This window comes from Streptomyces sp. NPDC102270 (assembly GCF_044766405.1).
GTDB lineage: Bacteria > Actinomycetota > Actinomycetes > Streptomycetales > Streptomycetaceae > Streptomyces.
Map to the genome: position 1 here is coordinate 15504 of NZ_JBIWLX010000003.1, position 15515 is coordinate 31018.

The window sequence follows — 15515 nt, forward strand, 5'->3', positions numbered from 1 at the left end:
GTGGCCTGGTCCGCCCCGGGGAACCCGGCTGCCGTGGGACAGCGCACGGGAGGTTTCCATGAGCGACGAGCACGGTATCGATCCACGCGCGCACAGTGATCCGCGCAACGTGTATCCCACCGACGAGGAGTTCTACGCGAGCGACCGCCCCCACGACGCCACTCTGCCCGAGGACAGGCCCCGCGGTGGCGGCACCACGCAACGGGGCAGGCTGGCCACGGTGGTCCTGATCGTCTTCATCGCCCTGGTGGTCATCGTCTGGTTCCTCGCGTTTCCGTGAGCGTTTCCGTGACGAGGTGCCGTCACGGCTGGGGCGGCGTGAACGAGCGAAGTCGGTCGTGGACGGCGTACGCCCCGGCGTGCGCCGCCCGCACCCGCGTGCCCCCGTCCACCAGCAGATCCGCCCCGGTGATCCACGCGGCCGCGTCGGACGCGAGCCACACCACGGCCCGCGCGATGTCCTCGGGCTCGCCGATCCGGCCCAACGGCAGCTCGACGGGTCCCTGCTCCCACACGAACCGGGCCATCTCCGTGCGGACGAGACCGGGCGAGACGGAGTTGACCCGTACCTTCGGCGCGAGCTCGCCCGCCAGCTGCTGGGTGAGGTGAAGCAGCGCCGCCTTGCCGGTGCCGTACGCGCCGACGTTCGGGCCCACGTGCCCGGCGCCCTCCGTGCAGATGTTGACCACCGCACCGCCGTGCTCCCGCATCCATCCCCGCCACACCGCCTGCACCAGCCGCAGCGGTGCCTCGACATTGACGGCGAAGGCCTCACGCCACGCCTGGGGATCCACCTCCATGAGAGGGCCGTACGGCTGGTTCGTCGCCGCGTTGTTGACCACGATGTCGATCCGGCCGAACTCGCGCAACGCGAGGTCCACGAGGGCGCGCAGGTGGGCCGGGTCGGCGACGCTGCCCGCGAGCCCGATGCCGCCGAGCCCGGCGGCGGCCCGCCGGACGTCCTCCCGGTCCCTGGCCGTGACACACACCAGTGCCCCGGCCTCGGCCAGTTGCCGCGCCACCTCGTGCCCGATGCCACGGGTCCCGCCGGTCACCAGGGCGGCCCTGCCGTGCAGTCCGTACGACGACGTCATCGCCGTACCGTCTCATGACGGACCGTCAGGAAACAGACGTAGGCCGATCGGGTGACTTCAGAAAAGGGCGCTGAGGGGCAAACGGCCCAGAAAGTGGCGGGAACAACGCAGGGAATTGCAATGGTTACACCTTGTTTTCATCCCCGATCGAGCGCGCCCCCGCTCATCTGGTTAGTCTGTAGCGGACGGACGGCAGTACGGGGTCCCACCCACACCCACAGTCCGTCCCGGGACAAGCCGGTCACCACGGCCTACTCTCACTGAGTTGCCGGCGCCACCGCGTCCGACCCGATCTCGACCCAGACCCGAGCGGACGCCCAGGCACGGACCGTAGGTTGAACAGGTACGTCCCGAGGGTGAGCCCGACACATAAGGAGTGCGCGGTGACACCGGAGAAGACGAATCGCGAGCAACGCCCCAAGGATCGACCGGAGCGTGCGGGCCGCAGGCCCGGGGACATCGGCAGCCTCGACGTGTGGGCGCGCTCGGCCCCCATCCGTCTCGCGGGTTACGAGGACGACCTCGCCGAGCCCCACATCCTGCCCAGCGTGGACTGACCGCAGGACCTTCGCGATCGCCGACGGCATGGGCGTGCGAGACTCACGCCCATGCTGATCAGAGAAGCCGTGGCCGAGGACTGGCCACGGATCTGGCCGTTCTGGCACCGGATCGTGGCCGCGGGCGAGACCTACGCCTGGGACCCCGACACCTCCGAGGAAGCCGCGCGCGCCCTGTGGATGCACCCCGCCAAGCGCGTCCACGTCGTCGAGGACGAGACCGGCACCGTCGTCGCCTCGGCCTACGTCACCCCCAACTACGGTGGCCCCGCCGCCCGGATCGCCAACGCCGGCTTCATGGTCGACCCCGGTCAGGGCGGCCGCGGTTACGGCCGCGCCCTCGCCGAGCACGTCCTGGCCACCGCCGCGGCCGACGGATACCGGGGCATGGTGTTCAACGCCGTCGTGGAGACCAACCCGGCCGTGAAGCTGTGGACCTCGCTCGGCTTCACCGTCCTCGGCACCGTGCCGGACGCCTTCGACCACCCCCGGCACGGACCGGTGGGCCTGCACATCATGTACAAGGCCCTCTAGCCCGCCTCCGGTCCGGGTGTTCAGTCGAGCGGCGCCGTCCGCCGCCACGGCTGCCGCCGCTCCAGTTCCTCCGCGACCTCCAGCAGCACCGTCTCCGACCCGGGCCGGGCCACCAGTTGGACGGCGGTGGGGGCGCCCGAGGGCAGGGTGCCGAGCGGGACCGACATGGCCGGCCAGCCGGTGAGGTTCCACGGCGGGGTCAGCGGCGAGTAGGCGGTGTTGGCGAGGACATTGCGCAGCCAGCCCCGCTCGTGCCAGGCCTCGGCCTTGGGGGAGCGGCGGGCCAGCGCCGGAAGTACCAGCACGTCGTGCTCGGCGAAGAACGGCTCCAGGCGCTCGCGCAGCTCCTGCCGGGCCCTGCCCGCCCGCACGGACTTGACGAAGCGCCGGCCGATCGCCGCGTGCACCCGGGTGCGCCGGGCCAGCAGCCGCGGGTCCAGCCCCTGCGCGTCCACCGAGGTGCCCGCCGTCCAGGTGGCCAGCGAGGTCAGGCCCAACGACAGCGGGTACGGCGGGTCGGCGCGCCGCACCTGATGACCCGCCTTGATCAGCAGTCCGGCCGCCTCGCGGACCGCGTTCGCGTACGGCGCGCTGATGGTGACTCCGGCGAGCGGGCTGCGCAGGGACACGGCGACGTCGAGCGTGGCAGGAGCGTCCCGTCGTACGAACTCGGTGCCGGCGATGACCGAAAGCAGCAGGCGGGCGTCCTCGACCGTGGTCGCGAGGGGGCCGTTCTCGGACATGCCGAACCAGTCGCCGTCGCTGATGCCGGCCGGCACCACCCCCGAGCCCGGCTTCAGTGTGACGAGCCCGCAGTTGGCCGCGGGGATGCGCAGGGAGCCCATGCCGTCGTTGCCGAGGGCGATCGGGACCAGGCCGGCGGCGACCGCGGCGGCGCTGCCACCGGACGAGCCGCCTGCCGTGCGCGAGGTGTCCCAGGGGTTGCGGGAGGTGCCGTGGACGCCCTCGGTGGTACCGAAGACACACAGCTCCGGAACGTTCGTCAGCCCGACGACCACCGCGCCCGCGGCCCGCAGACGGGCCACGACCTCGTGATCGGCCCCGGCGGCCGTGTCCGGGGTCGCGGCGGTGCCGACGCGGTTGGTCTCGCCGCGCACGGCGAGGTTGTCCTTGACGGCCACGGGCACACCGGCCAGGGGCAGTTCACCGAGATCGCCCCGGGAGCCCACCTCGTCCGCCTCCGCCAGTGCCGCTTCGGCGCGCACCACCCGGAACGCCCCGATCCGCCCGTCGAGCTTCTCGATCCGGGCGAGGTGCTCGGCCACCACCTCCCGGGGCGTGGCCCGCTTCTCACGGACGGCGGCGGCGATCTCGGCGGCGGTACGGCCGACCCAGCTGGTCACGTGCGCTCCTCGGGCTACTCGCGAGTACGTAGGGAGAACTCTGCCCGGAGAGGGACGTCACGTCGAGAGTGTCCGCGTCTGGACATGCGGACGGGTCCTCCCGCACGTGCTCTCTTGTGGTGACTCGGAAACCGTAGGAGAGTGGACGGATGGCCAAGCAGTTCACGGGCTCGCCCGAAGACGCGGACCTGAGGCGCGCCGACTCGCTGGCGCGGGAGATCTTCTCGGACGTCGCCAACAAGTGGGCGTTCCTGATCATCGAGGCGCTCGGAGAGCGCACCCGGCGCTTCAGCGAGCTGCGCCACGAGGTCGAGGGTGTCAGCCACAAGATGCTCACCCAGAACCTGCGCATGCTGGAGCGCTACGGCCTGGTCGAGCGGAAGGTGTACCCCACGGTGCCGCCACGCGTGGAGTACACCCTCACCGAGCCGGGCCAGGCCCTGCGCGCCACGGTCGACGGCATGTGCGGCTGGACCCACCAGTACCTCGGTCACATCGAGGCCGCGCGCCGCCGCTTCGACGAGTGACGGGCGCCCGGCACGCGCATCAGCGCAGGCCGGCGAAGAGATCCTTCTCGGGCAGGGCCGCGCCGGTGGCGTCCTGGACACGGACGAACGTCTCGATGCCCATCAACTCGCCGAACCTCTCCTTGCCCATCCTGAGGAAGAAGATGTTCTCGCCCTGACTGGCGTGCGCGGCCAGCGCGTCGAACTTCTGGCCGCTGAACGCGGTGGTGTCCACCCACGTGGTGATCTCGTCGTCGGGCAGGCCGATCTCGGCCAGCGCGGCGGCCTCGGCGGGGTCGGGCTCCGGCATGTCCTCCTGGAACTCGCGCATGATCTCCCCGAACCGCTGCATCATCGAGCGGGGCATCGTGGTCCAGTACACCTTCGGCGTCAGCGCGGTCATCTCCAGCGCGGCCATCGTGATGCGGTGGGCCTGGATGTGGTCGGGGTGACCGTAGAAGCCGTTCTCGTCGTAGGTGACGACCACATCGGGCCGGTAGTGCCGCATGAGTTCCGCGAGCCGGGCCGCACCTTCCTGCACGGGGGTCTGCCAGAAGGATCCGGGCGCGTCGTTGCTCGGCCAGCCCGCCATTCCGGAGTCGGCGTAGTCCAGCATCTCCAGATCGCTGATCTTCAGAACCTCGCAGCTGGCCTCGAGCTCCTGGCGGCGCATCGAGGCGACCGCCGCGGGGTCGTGCCCGGGATCCCCCGGCTTGACGCCCCCGGGTCCGTCACCGCAGCCGCCGTCGGTACAGGTCACGAGCACCGTGCGGATGCCTTCCGCAGCGTACCTCGCGAGGACCCCTCCGGTTCCGGTGGCCTCGTCGTCGGGGTGGGCGTGTACCGCCATCAGCGTCAAGGGCCGGTCAGTCATGAAGAAGTCCTCCTGCGGACGTACGTCTTGATCCAGGAGCGCGGCGGAAGCACCGCGATCCGGGGCCCGGATGCCGGCGGGAAGCGGACGACCTCGTGGTCTCCCTGCTCCCCGTCCGTGCGGTGCCGGTCCCTCGGTGGGTGCAACCGCGTCGGACGGACCCGCTGTTCCCGGCGCGGCCGCTCGGTTTTCGTCGCGGAACGCCGACGGCCGGACAGTCGGCCGCGTGCTTCCCGGCCCTGACGCCCCGGACACGCCGGTCACCCACTCATCGGACCACCCGTGCCCGCGGCCACACCTCGGTCACGCCCCGAGCTGCGCCCGCAGCCACTCCTCCACCTCGCCCACATGGGCGGCCGCCGCCGCGCGGGCCGCCTCCGGGTCGTGGGCGACCAGGGCGCGGTGGATCGCCGCGTGCTCGCGCCGCGTGCGCTCGAAGGCGCCCTCCTCCTGGTAGCCGCGCCACACCCTGGCCCGGAAGGTGCGCGAGGACAGGCCCTCCAGGATCGCCGCCATGGTGTCGTTGCCGGCGGCCACCGCGATCTCGCGGTGGAAGGCCAGGTCGTGGGCGAGGATCTCCTCCGGGTCGTCGGTGGCGTTCATGGCCGTGAGGTGTTTCTCCACCTCGGCCAGCTGATCGGGTGTGATGCGGGCGGCGGCCAGCGCGGTCGCCGTCGACTCCAGTATGCGGCGCACCTCCAGGAGCTCCACCAGCTGCGGGCCCCGGGACAGGTCGGCGACCACGCCGAAGGTCTCCAGCAGGTCGCCGGCCTCCAGCTGGGTGACGTAGATGCCCGAGCCGTGCCGAGCCTCCAGTACCCCGAGGACCGTCAGCGCGCGGATCGCCTCCCGCATCGAACTGCGGGAGATGCCCAGCTGCACCGCGAGATCGCGCTCGGTCGGCAGCCGCTGGCCCGGCTCCAGTCGGCCCCCGCCGATCATCGCCTTGATCTGCTCGATGGCGCGCTGCGTCACGGTGCCCTTCTGCGGGGCTGTCTCGTCCACGCCGTTCCTCCACTCACCGGGTGCCGGTCACCGGGTGCGCCGCAGTCTAACCGTCGAGGTGGTCGGACCACTATGGCCGGAAGTCGGGAAAATGTGCCGCCGAAGGGTATTGCCAAGGGCGAGTGGTCTGATAAGTATGCCGTCAACTGCTCGAACACGCTCGTGCTCGATCATGCGAACCACGCTCAATGAGGAGCCGCCAGATGCCCGGCAGGACAGTGGGGAAGCGGAACAGAATTCGGATCGGTGCGGTGGCCGCGGCCGCGAGCGCCTCGCTGGTGCTCGCCGCGTGCGGCAGCACCAAGGACACCGGCAGCGCCGGCACCGAGGGAGGCGACGGGACCGGCAAGGTGGGCGTGATCCTGCCGCTGCTGACCTCGCCGTTCTGGCAGTCGTACAACGACTACGTGCCCAAGATGGCCAAGTCCGAGGGGGTGGACACGCTGAAGACGGTCAACTCCAACAGCGATCCCTCCCAGCAGATCACCGACATCAACAACGAGCTCAACCAGGGCGTCAAGGGCCTGGTCGTCGCCCCGCTGGACAGCGCCGCCATCGAGGCCGGCCTCGACCAGGCCGAACGCAAGGGCGTCCCGGTCGTCGCCGTCGACGTGGCCCCCGACAAGGGCAAGGTCGCCATGGTGGTACGGGCCAACAACGTGTCGTACGGCGAGAAGGCCTGCCAGTACCTCGGGGAGCAGATCCCCTCCGGCAAGGTCGTGCAGATCATGGGCGACCTGGCCTCGGTCAACGGCCGCGACCGCTCCGAGGCCTTCCGGTCCTGTGTGAAGAAGAACTTCCCCAAGCTCAAGGTGCTGGAGATCCCCGCCAAGTGGGAGTCCGACGCGGCAGCCTCGCAGCTGGGCACCCTCCTGAACGCCAACCCCGACATCAAGGGCATCTACATGCAGGCCGGTGGCGTCTACCTCGCGCCGACGTTGCAGACCCTCAAGTCCAAGGGGATGCTGAAGAAGGCCGGGCAGGCGGGCCACATCAGGATCGTCTCCAACGACGGCATACCGCAGGAGTACGACGCCATCCGCAAGGGCGAGATCGACGCCACCGTCTCCCAGCCCGCCGACCTGTACGCCAAGTACGGCATGTACTACATCAAGGCGGCCATGGAGGGGAAGACCTTCAAGCCCGGGCCGACCGACCACGACTCCACGATCGTCAAGCTGTCCAGCGGCATCCTGGAGGACCAGCTGCCCGCGCCCCTGGTCACCAAGGACAACGTCGACGACCCCAAGCTGTGGGGCAACACGGTCAAATGAGCACCCCACTGGTTGAAGCCGAGGGGGTCGTCAAGCGGTACGGCCCCACGACCGCCCTCGCGGACGGCCGCCTCACCGTGCTGCCCGGCGAGTCCCACGCCCTCGTCGGGCGCAACGGGGCGGGCAAGTCCACCCTCGTCACGATCCTCACCGGCCTCCAGGCCCCCGACGAGGGCACCGTCCGCTTCGACGGTGAGCCCGCACCCCCGCTCACCGACCGGGACGCCTGGCGGAGCAAGGTCGCCTGCGTCTACCAGAAGCCCACCGTCGTACCCGAGCTGACGGTCGCCGAGAACCTCTTCATCAACCGGCAGCCGCTGCGTCGCGGGTTCATCAGCTGGCGCAGTCTGAAGAAGGAGGCCGCCGAACTCCTCGACACCTGGGACGTCGGCGTCGACCCGGAGGCGCGCACCGCCGACCTCAAGGTCGAGGACCGCCAAATGGTGGAGATCGCACGGGCGTTGAGCTTCGGCGCCCGCTTCATCGTCCTCGACGAGCCGACCGCACAGCTCGACAAACGGGAGATCGAGCGGCTCTTCGGCCGGATGCGGGCGCTCCAGGACTCCGGTGTCACCTTCCTGTTCATCTCGCACCACCTCCAGGAGGTGTACGAGGTGTGCCAGACGGTGACAGTCCTCAGGGACGCCCGCTGGATCACCACGGCCCCGGTCGCCGACATGCCCCGGGCCGCCCTGATCGAGGCCATGGCCGGCGAGACCGTCGCCGAACAGGCCGTACAGCTCAGGGAGGTCGAGGAGACCGCGCCCGTCCTCCTCGACGCCCGGGGCCTCACCTCCGACGCCTACGAGGACGTCGACCTCACCGTGCGCCGTGGTGAGGTCGTCGGACTCGCCGGTATCAGCGGCAGCGGCAAGGTCGAGCTCGCCGAGTCGTTCACGGGACTGCACACCCCGACCGGCGGAACGGCCCGACTGGACGGCAGGCCACTGCCGTTCGGCGACGTACAGGCGAGCCTGAAGGCGGGCGTCGGCTTCGTCCCGCGCGACCGGCACGCCCAGGGCCTGGTCCTCGGCATGACCATCGGCGACAACGCGACCCTCAGCGTCCTGGACCGACTCGGCCGCTACGGCTTCGTCGGCACCGACCGCAAGCGCGGCTTCGCCACCGAGCTGATCGACCGCCTCGACATCCACACCGAGGGCCCCGAGCAGCCCGTCTCGGACCTCTCCGGCGGCAACGCGCAGAAGGTCGTCATGGCCCGCGCCCTCGCCTCCGACCCCCGCCTGCTCGTCCTGATCAACCCCACCGCGGGCGTCGACGTGAAGTCCAAGGAGTCCCTGCTCTCCCGCGTGGACACCGCCCGCGAGGACGGCACCGCGGTCCTGGTCGTCTCCGACGAACTCGACGACCTGCGCCGCTGCGACCGCGTCCTCGTCCTCTTCCACGGCCGCGTGGTCGCCGAGCACCCGGCCGGCTGGCGCGACCACGAGCTGATCGCCTCCATCGAAGGAGTGGACCACCATGGCTGACACCAAGGCTCCGCCGGTGAAGCAGGTGCGGGTGCCCGAGGTGCGGGCGGCCCGGACGGTCCTGCTGCGCCGCGCCCGCGAACTCGCCCTTGTCCCCGCGCTGTTGCTGCTCATGGTGCTCGGCGCGTTCGTCAACGACTCGTTCCTCACCGAGCGCAACCTGATCTCCATCCTCGGTGCCTCGGCGGCCCTGGCGATGGTGGTGCTGGCCGAGTCGCTCGTGCTGATCACCGGCAAGTTCGACCTCTCCCTGGAGTCGGTCGTCGGCATCGCGCCCGCCGTCGGAGCCCTCCTTGTCCTGCCCGCAGCCCAGTCCGGCTGGGGTACCGAACTTCCGGCCGCGCTCGCCCTGTTGGCGGTCCTCGTGGTGGGCGCGTTGGTCGGCGCCTTCAACGGCATCCTGGTCGTGAAGTTCAAGCTCAACGCGTTCATCGTGACGCTCGCGATGCTGATCGTGCTGCGCGGACTGCTCGTCGGCGCCACCAAGGGCAAGACCCTCTTCGGCATGCCGGACAGCTTCTACTCCCTGGCCACGACGACCTTCCTGAACATCCCGATGTCGGTGTGGCTCGCCGCGGTCGCCTTCGCCGTCACCGGCTTCGTCCTGAAGTACCACCGCATCGGCCGCTCCCTGTACGCCATCGGCGGCAACGCCGACGCGGCCCGCGCCGCCGGCATCCGCGTCGAACGGGTGATGCTCGGCGTGTTCGTCGTGGCGGGCGTCCTCGCCTCCGTCGGCGGCATCATGCAGACCGGCTACGTCGGCGCGATCAGCGCCAACCAGGGCCAGAACATGATCTTCACGGTGTTCGCGGCCGCGGTGATCGGCGGCATCAGCCTCGACGGCGGCAAGGGCACCATGTTCGGCGCCCTGACCGGCGTACTCCTGCTGGGTGTCGTACAGAACCTGCTCACGCTCGCCCAGGTGCCGTCCTTCTGGATCCAGGCCATCTACGGCGGAATCATCCTGGTCGCCCTCATGATCGCCCGTGTGACGACGGGGCGCGCCCAGGACTGAGCCCAACCCGTCCGTCACCTACCGAAAGGCCTTCCGTGTCCTCGTCCCCCGCCCGCATCACCGCGGTTGACACCTACGACATCCGCTTCCCCACCTCGCGCGAGCTCGACGGCTCCGACGCGATGAACCCGGACCCCGACTACTCGGCGGCCTATGTCGTGCTGCGCACGGACGCGGCCGACGGGCACGAGGGGCACGGATTCACCTTCACCATCGGGCGGGGCAACGAGGTCCAGGTCGCCGCGATCGAGGCGCTGCGCGGGCATGTGGTCGGACGGTCCGTCGACGACCTGTGCGCGGACCCGGGGACGCTGAACCGCGACCTGATCGGCGACAGCCAGTTGCGCTGGCTCGGACCCGAGAAGGGCGTGATGCACATGGCGATCGGCGCGGTCGTCAACGCGGTGTGGGACCTGGCCGCCAAACGCGCTCAGAAGCCGCTGTGGCGGCTGCTGGCCGACGCCGAGCCCGAGTGGCTGGTCAGCCAGGTCGACTTCCGTTACCTCACGGACGCGCTCACCCCGCAGGAGGCCCTGGAGATCCTGCGCCGTGGACGGGAGGGTGCCACCGAGCGCGCGGCACAGCTCCTCGCGACCGGCTACCCGGCGTACACCACCTCCGCCGGCTGGCTCGGCTACGACGACGAGAAGCTCACCCGGCTCGCCGCCCAGGCCGTCGCCGACGGCTTCCGGCAGATCAAGCTCAAGGTCGGCGCGGACCTGGAGGACGACATACGGCGCTGCCGCGTCGCCCGCCAGGTCGTCGGCCCCGGCATCCGCATGGCGATCGACGCCAACCAGCGCTGGGACGTCGACGAGGCGATCCGCTGGACAGGGGCGCTCGCGGAGTTCGACCCGTACTGGATCGAGGAGCCCACCAGCCCCGACGACATCCTCGGCCACGCCGCCATCCGCAAGGCGGTCGCCCCGGTGAAGGTGGCCACCGGTGAGCACGTCCAGAACAGGGTCGTCTTCAAGCAGCTCCTCCAGGCCGGTGCCCTGGACGTCGTGCAGATCGACGCGGCTCGTGTCGGCGGTGTCAACGAGAACCTCGCCATCCTGCTGCTCGCGGCCAAGTTCGGCGTGCCGGTCTGCCCGCACGCGGGCGGGGTCGGCCTGTGCGAACTCGTCCAGCACCTCTCGATGTTCGACTACGTGGCCGTCACCGGCACCACCGAGAACCGGGTCATCGAGTACGTCGATCATCTGCACGACCACTTCCTCGATCCCGTGGTGATCCGGGAAGGCCACTACACGGCACCCGTCGCGCCGGGCTTCTCGGCCGCCATGCGCCCGGAGTCCATCGCGCGGTACACGTTCCCCGACGGCGGGTTCTGGGCAGAAGACCTCGCCGACGACACACAGAAGAAGGGGCAGGCGGCATGAGTGACTTCGAGGGTCTGAAGGCCCTGGTGACCGGCGGCGCCTCCGGCATCGGCCGGGCCGCCGCAGAACTCCTCGTCGTACGCGGCGCTCAGGTCGCCGTCCTCGATCTGGACCCCTCCTCGGTCGAGAAGCCGCTGCTGGCCTACCGCGCCGACGTCACCGACGACGCCTCGGTCCGCGAGGCCGTGGCCGCCGCTGTGGCCGAGCTCGGCGGACTCGACGTCGTGGTCAACAACGCGGGCATCGGCGCCCAGGGCACCGTCGCGGACAACGACGACGAGGAATGGCACCGCGTCCTGGACGTCAACGTCGTCGGCATGGTCCGGGTGACCCGCGCCGCGCTGCCCCACCTGCGCGAGTCCGCACACGCCGCGATCGTGAACACCTGCTCCATCGCGGCCACCGCGGGCCTGCCGCAACGGGCCCTGTACAGCGCGACCAAGGGGGCCGTGTACTCACTGACCCTCGCCATGGCCGCCGACCACGTCCGCGAGGGCATCCGCGTCAACTGCGTCAACCCCGGCACCGCGGACACCCCGTGGATCGGCCGACTCCTCGCCAAGGCCCCCGACCCGGCCGCCGAGCGGGCCGCCCTGGAGGCCCGCCAGCCCACCGGACGCCTGGTCTCGGCGGACGAGGTCGCGGGCGCCATCGCCTACCTGGCGAGTCCGCTCTCCGGCGCCACCACCGGCACCTCCCTCGCCGTCGACGGCGGTATGCAGGGCCTGCGCCTGCGGCCGGTGGGACAGTGACCACCTTCGGCAGCAGCGGCGTCCGGGTCAGCGGGCTCGGCTTCGGCGCCGCCGTCATCGGCAACCTCTTCACCGAGGTGAGCGACGAGCAGGCGCACGAGGCGGTCGCCGCCGCCTGGCAGAGCGGCATCCGCTACTTCGACACCGCCCCGCACTACGGTCTCGGACTGTCGGAACGCCGGCTGGGGGAGGCCCTGAGCGCCTTTCCACGCTCGGAGTACACGGTCTCCACGAAGGTCGGCCGCCGCCTGGAGCCGTCGACGGACGGCGGCGACGACCTCGCCGACGGCTTCGCGGTCCCCGCCACCCACCGCCGGGTCTGGGACTTCAGCGCCGACGGCGTACGACGCACTCTTGAGGCGAGCCTCGAACGGCTCGGCCTCGACCGCGTGGACGTCGTCTACCTCCACGACCCCGACGACCACGCCGACGAAGCCTTCCGCGAGGGCTATCCCGCCCTGGAGAAGCTCCGCTCCGAGGGTGTCGTCGGGGCGATCGGCGCCGGCATGAACCAGGCAGGGATGTTGACCCGCTTCGTGCGCGAGACCGACGTCGACGTGGTGCTCTGCGCCGGCCGCTACACCCTGCTCGACCAGAGCGCACTCACCGAACTGCTGCCCGCCGCCGTCGAGCGGGGCGTCTCCGTGGTGATCGGCGGTGCCTTCAACTCCGGACTGCTGGCCGATCCGAGACCGGGAGCGACGTACAACTACGCGCAGGCCCCCGGGGACCTGCTGGAGCGCGCCCTGCGCATGCGGGAGGTCGCCGAGCGGCACGGCATCAGCCTGCGGGCCGCCGCGCTCGCCTTCTGCGCGGCCCACCCCGCCGTCGCGAGTGTCCTGGTGGGCGCCCGCTCGGCGGCCGAGGTCCAGGACGCCGCCGACCAGTTCGCGATCCCGGTGCCCCCTGACTTCTGGCAGGAACTGCGCGACACCGGTCTCCTGACCACCGAGGAGCCGTCATGAGAGTCGCCCTGCACACCAAGGTCCGCGCGGACCGCGTCGAGGAGTACGAGGCGGCCCACCGCGAGGTCCCGGAGGAACTGACCGCTGCCATCCGCGCCGCGGGCGTGAGCCAGTGGACGATCTGGCGCAGCGGCACCGATCTGTTCCACCTCCTGGAGGTCGAGGACTACCCGGCGATGATCGCCGAACTGGAGAAACTGCCGGTCAACATCGCCTGGCAGGCCCGCATGGCCGAACTCCTCGACGTCGTGCACGACTACTCCGACGAGGGCGCCGACGCCGGTCTGCCCGTCGTGTGGGAGCTGCCGTGACGGTCGTGGACGCGCACCACCACGTGTGGGACCTGTCGGTGCGGGAGCAGGACTGGATCACCCCGGACAGCCCGCTGCGACGGAACTTCACGATGGCGGACCTGGCACCCGAGGCCGCAGCGGCGTCAGTCGCCCGCACGGTCCTCGTCCAGACGGTCACCGTGCCCGAGGAGACTCCGGAGTTCCTCGCCCTCGCGGCCGGCCACGAGCTGATCGCCGGCGTCGTCGGCTGGACCGACCTGACCCGTCCCGACGTCGCCGACGAGCTGGCCCGGCTGCGGCAACTCCCCGGCGGAACCCACCTCAAGGGCATCCGCCACCAGGTCCAGGGCGAGCCCGATCCCGAGTGGCTGCTGCGGCCGGACGTACGCCGGGGCCTGGCCGCCGTGGCGGACGCCGGCCTGGTCTACGACCTGGTGGTCCTCCCGCACCAACTGCCCGCCTGCGTCAAGGCCGCCGAGTCGCTGCCCCACCTCACCTTCGTCCTGGACCACCTGGGCAAGCCCCCCATCGCCTCCGGCGCCCTGGAACCCTGGGCGACCCATGTCCGTGCCCTCGCCGCGCTGCCCAACACCGTCTGCAAACTCTCCGGCATGGTCACCGAGGCGGACCTCGCAGCCTGGACCCTCCACGACCTGCGCCCCTACGCCGACACGGTCCTGGACGCCTTCGGCCCGCACCGCCTGATGTTCGGCTCGGACTGGCCGGTGTGCACGCTCGCCGCGACCTACGGCGAGGTGGTGTCCGCGGCACGGGACCTCACCGCCGGCCTGGGCCCATCGGAACGCGCCGAGGTCTTCGGCGGTACGGCCACCCGGACCTACGGCCTCTGACTCTGCCGGGCCGGCCGCGCCAGCCGGGTGGGCGGCAGGAACTCCCGTACATACGTCCGCTCCCAGCAGGCCCCCGTCTCCCGCAGCTCCCGCCACGTCGTGTAGCGGTACCGGAAGAGGCGGGCGCGGACGTAGCGGGGCGGCGAGTCGGCCGGGAACGGGGAGCGGCGCAGCAGTCCCAGCGTGGCGGGGTCGTTCTCCAGAAGCCGTTCGACCATCGTGCCGAACCACGCCCCCGCGTACGCCGGGGACAGCGCGGCGAACCACATCATCCAGTCCAGCCGCAGATGGTAGGGCGCGAACTGGCGTGGCCAGCGCCGCGGATCGCCCGGCTTGCCCTTGAACTCGTACTCCCTCCACTCGGAGTCCCTGCGCGGTACGTCCTCGGCGGTGCCCTCGACCACCACCTCGTGGCGGACCCGGCTGACGCTGCCGAACGCGCCGTAGGTGTTGACGAGATGGAGCGGGTCGAAGGAACGGTTCATGATCTGGCTTCGGGAGATCATGTTGCGGACCGGGTGGTAGCTCAGGGTGAGCAGGAGCGCGGCGACGGCGAGGACCACCGCCTCGTACCAGAGGGGGGTGGCGGGCAGGTCGGGTGCGTCGCCCGGGAGTTCCAGCGCCGGCACCGCCAGCACGATCGTGATCCAGTTCAGCCAGGCGAAGTTGCCCGAGAGCACCAGCCACAGCTGGGTCACGATCATCAGGGACGCAGCCGCCGTGGCGATCGGCTGCGGGGTGAACAGGAGGAACGGTACGGCGAGTTGCGTGACGTGGTTCGCGGCCACCTCCATCCGGTGCACCGGCCTCGGCAGATGGTGGAAGAACCAGCTCAGCGGACCGGGCATCGGCTGTGTCTCGTGGTGGTGGTCGAGGCACGTGAGCTTGCGCCAGCAGTCGTCGCCGCGCATCTTGATGAGCCCCGCGCCGAACTCGACCCGGAACAGGACCCAGCGCAGCAGGAACAGCACGACGACAGGCGGGGCCACTTCGTCGTTGCCGAGGAACACCGCGAGGAAGCCGACCTCCAGCAGCAGGGACTCCCAGCCGAAGCCGTACCAGGTCTGGCCGACGTTGACGATCGACAGATACAGCAGCCACGGCACCAGCCACAGCAGCATCCCGCCCCACAGCGGCAGCCGGGAGTCGAGGCCCGCGGCCAGCGCGACCGCCACCGCGCAGCCCGTCCACGCGCAGAAGGCGAAGAACCGGTCGGAGTAGTGGAGTTGGAACAGGCTCGGCGCCCGTCGGAAGGGCACCCGCGCCACGAAACGCGGGACCGGCAGCATTCCGCGCTCCCCGAGCAGCGCCCGGAACTGCAGGGCCGCCGCCAGGAACGCGACGAAGTACAGCCCGGCCAGAGCCCGCTGGAAGACCAGCCGGCTCAGCCAGTACTCGGGTGCGGTGAACCAGTCCACGGCCGTGCTCTCCTGCCTCCATTGTCCGGCCGAACCTTGTGTGACGCTCCGTGTACCTCCCCTGCGCTTGCGTAACCCGAGTGAACGAAGAAGACAATAGTGACGAACCGCTCGGGATGGACAGGAGAGCGTGGT

General features: G+C 70.8%; 17 protein-coding genes. 12 read left to right on the plus strand and 5 right to left on the minus strand.

All coding sequences use genetic code 11. The features are described 5' to 3' along the window. Positions 1 to 58 precede the first annotated feature (58 nt). Positions 59 to 280, plus strand: a complete 222-nt coding sequence (locus ACIRP7_RS05395; protein WP_403654311.1) for a hypothetical protein — start codon at positions 59 to 61, stop codon at positions 278 to 280. A 22-nt stretch (positions 281 to 302) separates the two neighbouring features. Here ACIRP7_RS05395 and ACIRP7_RS05400 read toward each other — a convergent pair whose 3' ends face one another. Then, positions 303 to 1094, minus strand: a complete 792-nt coding sequence (locus ACIRP7_RS05400) for an SDR family oxidoreductase (RefSeq protein ID WP_403654313.1) — start codon at positions 1092 to 1094, stop codon at positions 303 to 305. Between the two features lie 383 nt (positions 1095 to 1477). On the opposite strand from ACIRP7_RS05400, the gene ACIRP7_RS05405 reads away from it, so the two are divergent. Then, the gene (locus ACIRP7_RS05405; RefSeq protein WP_352384436.1) at positions 1478 to 1651 is read left to right on the plus strand and encodes a hypothetical protein; all 174 of its coding nucleotides are present in this window, start codon (positions 1478 to 1480) and stop codon (positions 1649 to 1651) included. Between the two features lie 51 nt (positions 1652 to 1702). Continuing rightward, positions 1703 to 2185, plus strand: coding sequence for a GNAT family N-acetyltransferase (locus tag ACIRP7_RS05410; RefSeq protein ID WP_403654315.1), 483 nt, complete (start codon positions 1703 to 1705; stop codon positions 2183 to 2185). Positions 2186 to 2205: 20 nt separating this feature from the next. On the opposite strand, the gene ACIRP7_RS05415 is transcribed toward ACIRP7_RS05410, so the two are convergent. Next, positions 2206 to 3549: an amidase gene (locus tag ACIRP7_RS05415; protein WP_403654317.1), complete on the minus strand. Its 1344-nt coding sequence runs from the start codon at positions 3547 to 3549 to the stop codon at positions 2206 to 2208. Positions 3550 to 3698: 149 nt separating this feature from the next. Between ACIRP7_RS05415 and ACIRP7_RS05420 the strand changes: the two genes are divergently transcribed. Then, positions 3699 to 4076, plus strand: coding sequence for a winged helix-turn-helix transcriptional regulator (locus ACIRP7_RS05420; RefSeq protein WP_403654319.1), 378 nt, complete (start codon positions 3699 to 3701; stop codon positions 4074 to 4076). A gap of 19 nt (positions 4077 to 4095) precedes the next feature. Here ACIRP7_RS05420 and ACIRP7_RS05425 read toward each other — a convergent pair whose 3' ends face one another. Beyond that, positions 4096 to 4929 carry a PIG-L family deacetylase gene (locus ACIRP7_RS05425; RefSeq protein WP_403654321.1) on the minus strand — a complete coding sequence of 278 codons (834 nt, stop codon included), beginning with the start codon at positions 4927 to 4929 and terminating at the stop codon, positions 4096 to 4098. A 303-nt stretch (positions 4930 to 5232) separates the two neighbouring features. Then, positions 5233 to 5934 carry a FadR/GntR family transcriptional regulator gene (locus tag ACIRP7_RS05430; protein WP_352384446.1) on the minus strand — a complete coding sequence of 234 codons (702 nt, stop codon included), beginning with the start codon at positions 5932 to 5934 and terminating at the stop codon, positions 5233 to 5235. 203 nt (positions 5935 to 6137) lie between these two features. On the opposite strand from ACIRP7_RS05430, the gene ACIRP7_RS05435 reads away from it, so the two are divergent. The 8 genes from ACIRP7_RS05435 to ACIRP7_RS05470 are packed head-to-tail and all read left to right on the plus strand — an operon-like array spanning position 6138 to position 13962. Next, the gene (locus ACIRP7_RS05435; RefSeq protein WP_403654324.1) at positions 6138 to 7208 is read left to right on the plus strand and encodes a sugar ABC transporter substrate-binding protein; all 1071 of its coding nucleotides are present in this window, start codon (positions 6138 to 6140) and stop codon (positions 7206 to 7208) included. Then, positions 7205 to 8698 carry a sugar ABC transporter ATP-binding protein gene (locus tag ACIRP7_RS05440; protein WP_403654326.1) on the plus strand — a complete coding sequence of 498 codons (1494 nt, stop codon included), beginning with the start codon at positions 7205 to 7207 and terminating at the stop codon, positions 8696 to 8698. Before ACIRP7_RS05435 ends, ACIRP7_RS05440 begins: the two co-directional genes overlap by 4 nt. Continuing rightward, complete coding sequence (locus ACIRP7_RS05445; protein ID WP_352384452.1) at positions 8691 to 9716, plus strand: ABC transporter permease; 1026 nt, start codon at positions 8691 to 8693, stop codon at positions 9714 to 9716. The genes ACIRP7_RS05440 and ACIRP7_RS05445 overlap by 8 nt, the downstream gene beginning before the upstream one ends. A gap of 35 nt (positions 9717 to 9751) precedes the next feature. Continuing rightward, positions 9752 to 11101, plus strand: coding sequence for an L-fuconate dehydratase (locus tag ACIRP7_RS05450; RefSeq protein ID WP_403654328.1), 1350 nt, complete (start codon positions 9752 to 9754; stop codon positions 11099 to 11101). Continuing rightward, the gene (locus tag ACIRP7_RS05455) at positions 11098 to 11853 is read left to right on the plus strand and encodes an SDR family NAD(P)-dependent oxidoreductase (RefSeq protein WP_403654330.1); all 756 of its coding nucleotides are present in this window, start codon (positions 11098 to 11100) and stop codon (positions 11851 to 11853) included. The genes ACIRP7_RS05450 and ACIRP7_RS05455 overlap by 4 nt, the downstream gene beginning before the upstream one ends. After that, entirely contained in the window at positions 11850 to 12818 is a 969-nt protein-coding gene (locus ACIRP7_RS05460; RefSeq protein WP_403654332.1) for an aldo/keto reductase, read from the plus strand. The genes ACIRP7_RS05455 and ACIRP7_RS05460 overlap by 4 nt, the downstream gene beginning before the upstream one ends. Continuing rightward, entirely contained in the window at positions 12815 to 13129 is a 315-nt protein-coding gene (locus tag ACIRP7_RS05465; protein WP_403654334.1) for an L-rhamnose mutarotase, read from the plus strand. Before ACIRP7_RS05460 ends, ACIRP7_RS05465 begins: the two co-directional genes overlap by 4 nt. Next, positions 13126 to 13962 (plus strand): amidohydrolase family protein, encoded by an 837-nt coding sequence (locus ACIRP7_RS05470; protein ID WP_403654336.1) that lies wholly within the window; start codon positions 13126 to 13128, stop codon positions 13960 to 13962. Before ACIRP7_RS05465 ends, ACIRP7_RS05470 begins: the two co-directional genes overlap by 4 nt. Here the strand turns inward: ACIRP7_RS05470 and ACIRP7_RS05475 are convergent. Further along, positions 13950 to 15380: a lipase maturation factor family protein gene (locus tag ACIRP7_RS05475; RefSeq protein ID WP_403654338.1), complete on the minus strand. Its 1431-nt coding sequence runs from the start codon at positions 15378 to 15380 to the stop codon at positions 13950 to 13952. The two genes, ACIRP7_RS05470 and ACIRP7_RS05475, sit on opposite strands and share 13 nt — an antisense overlap. Between the last annotated feature and the right edge of the window lie 135 nt (positions 15381 to 15515).

Coding starts and splice junctions, on each gene's coding strand:
- ACIRP7_RS05435 (WP_403654324.1), top strand. CDS start 6,138: ATGCCCGGCAGGACAGTGGGGAAGCGGAACAGAATTCGGATCGGTGCG.
- ACIRP7_RS05420 (WP_403654319.1), top strand. CDS start 3,699: ATGGCCAAGCAGTTCACGGGCTCGCCCGAAGACGCGGACCTGAGGCGC.
- ACIRP7_RS05425 (WP_403654321.1), bottom strand. CDS start 4,929: ATGACTGACCGGCCCTTGACGCTGATGGCGGTACACGCCCACCCCGAC.
- ACIRP7_RS05410 (WP_403654315.1), top strand. CDS start 1,703: ATGCTGATCAGAGAAGCCGTGGCCGAGGACTGGCCACGGATCTGGCCG.
- ACIRP7_RS05455 (WP_403654330.1), top strand. CDS start 11,098: ATGAGTGACTTCGAGGGTCTGAAGGCCCTGGTGACCGGCGGCGCCTCC.
- ACIRP7_RS05465 (WP_403654334.1), top strand. CDS start 12,815: ATGAGAGTCGCCCTGCACACCAAGGTCCGCGCGGACCGCGTCGAGGAG.
- ACIRP7_RS05400 (WP_403654313.1), bottom strand. CDS start 1,094: ATGACGTCGTCGTACGGACTGCACGGCAGGGCCGCCCTGGTGACCGGC.
- ACIRP7_RS05445 (WP_352384452.1), top strand. CDS start 8,691: ATGGCTGACACCAAGGCTCCGCCGGTGAAGCAGGTGCGGGTGCCCGAG.
- ACIRP7_RS05440 (WP_403654326.1), top strand. CDS start 7,205: ATGAGCACCCCACTGGTTGAAGCCGAGGGGGTCGTCAAGCGGTACGGC.
- ACIRP7_RS05395 (WP_403654311.1), top strand. CDS start 59: ATGAGCGACGAGCACGGTATCGATCCACGCGCGCACAGTGATCCGCGC.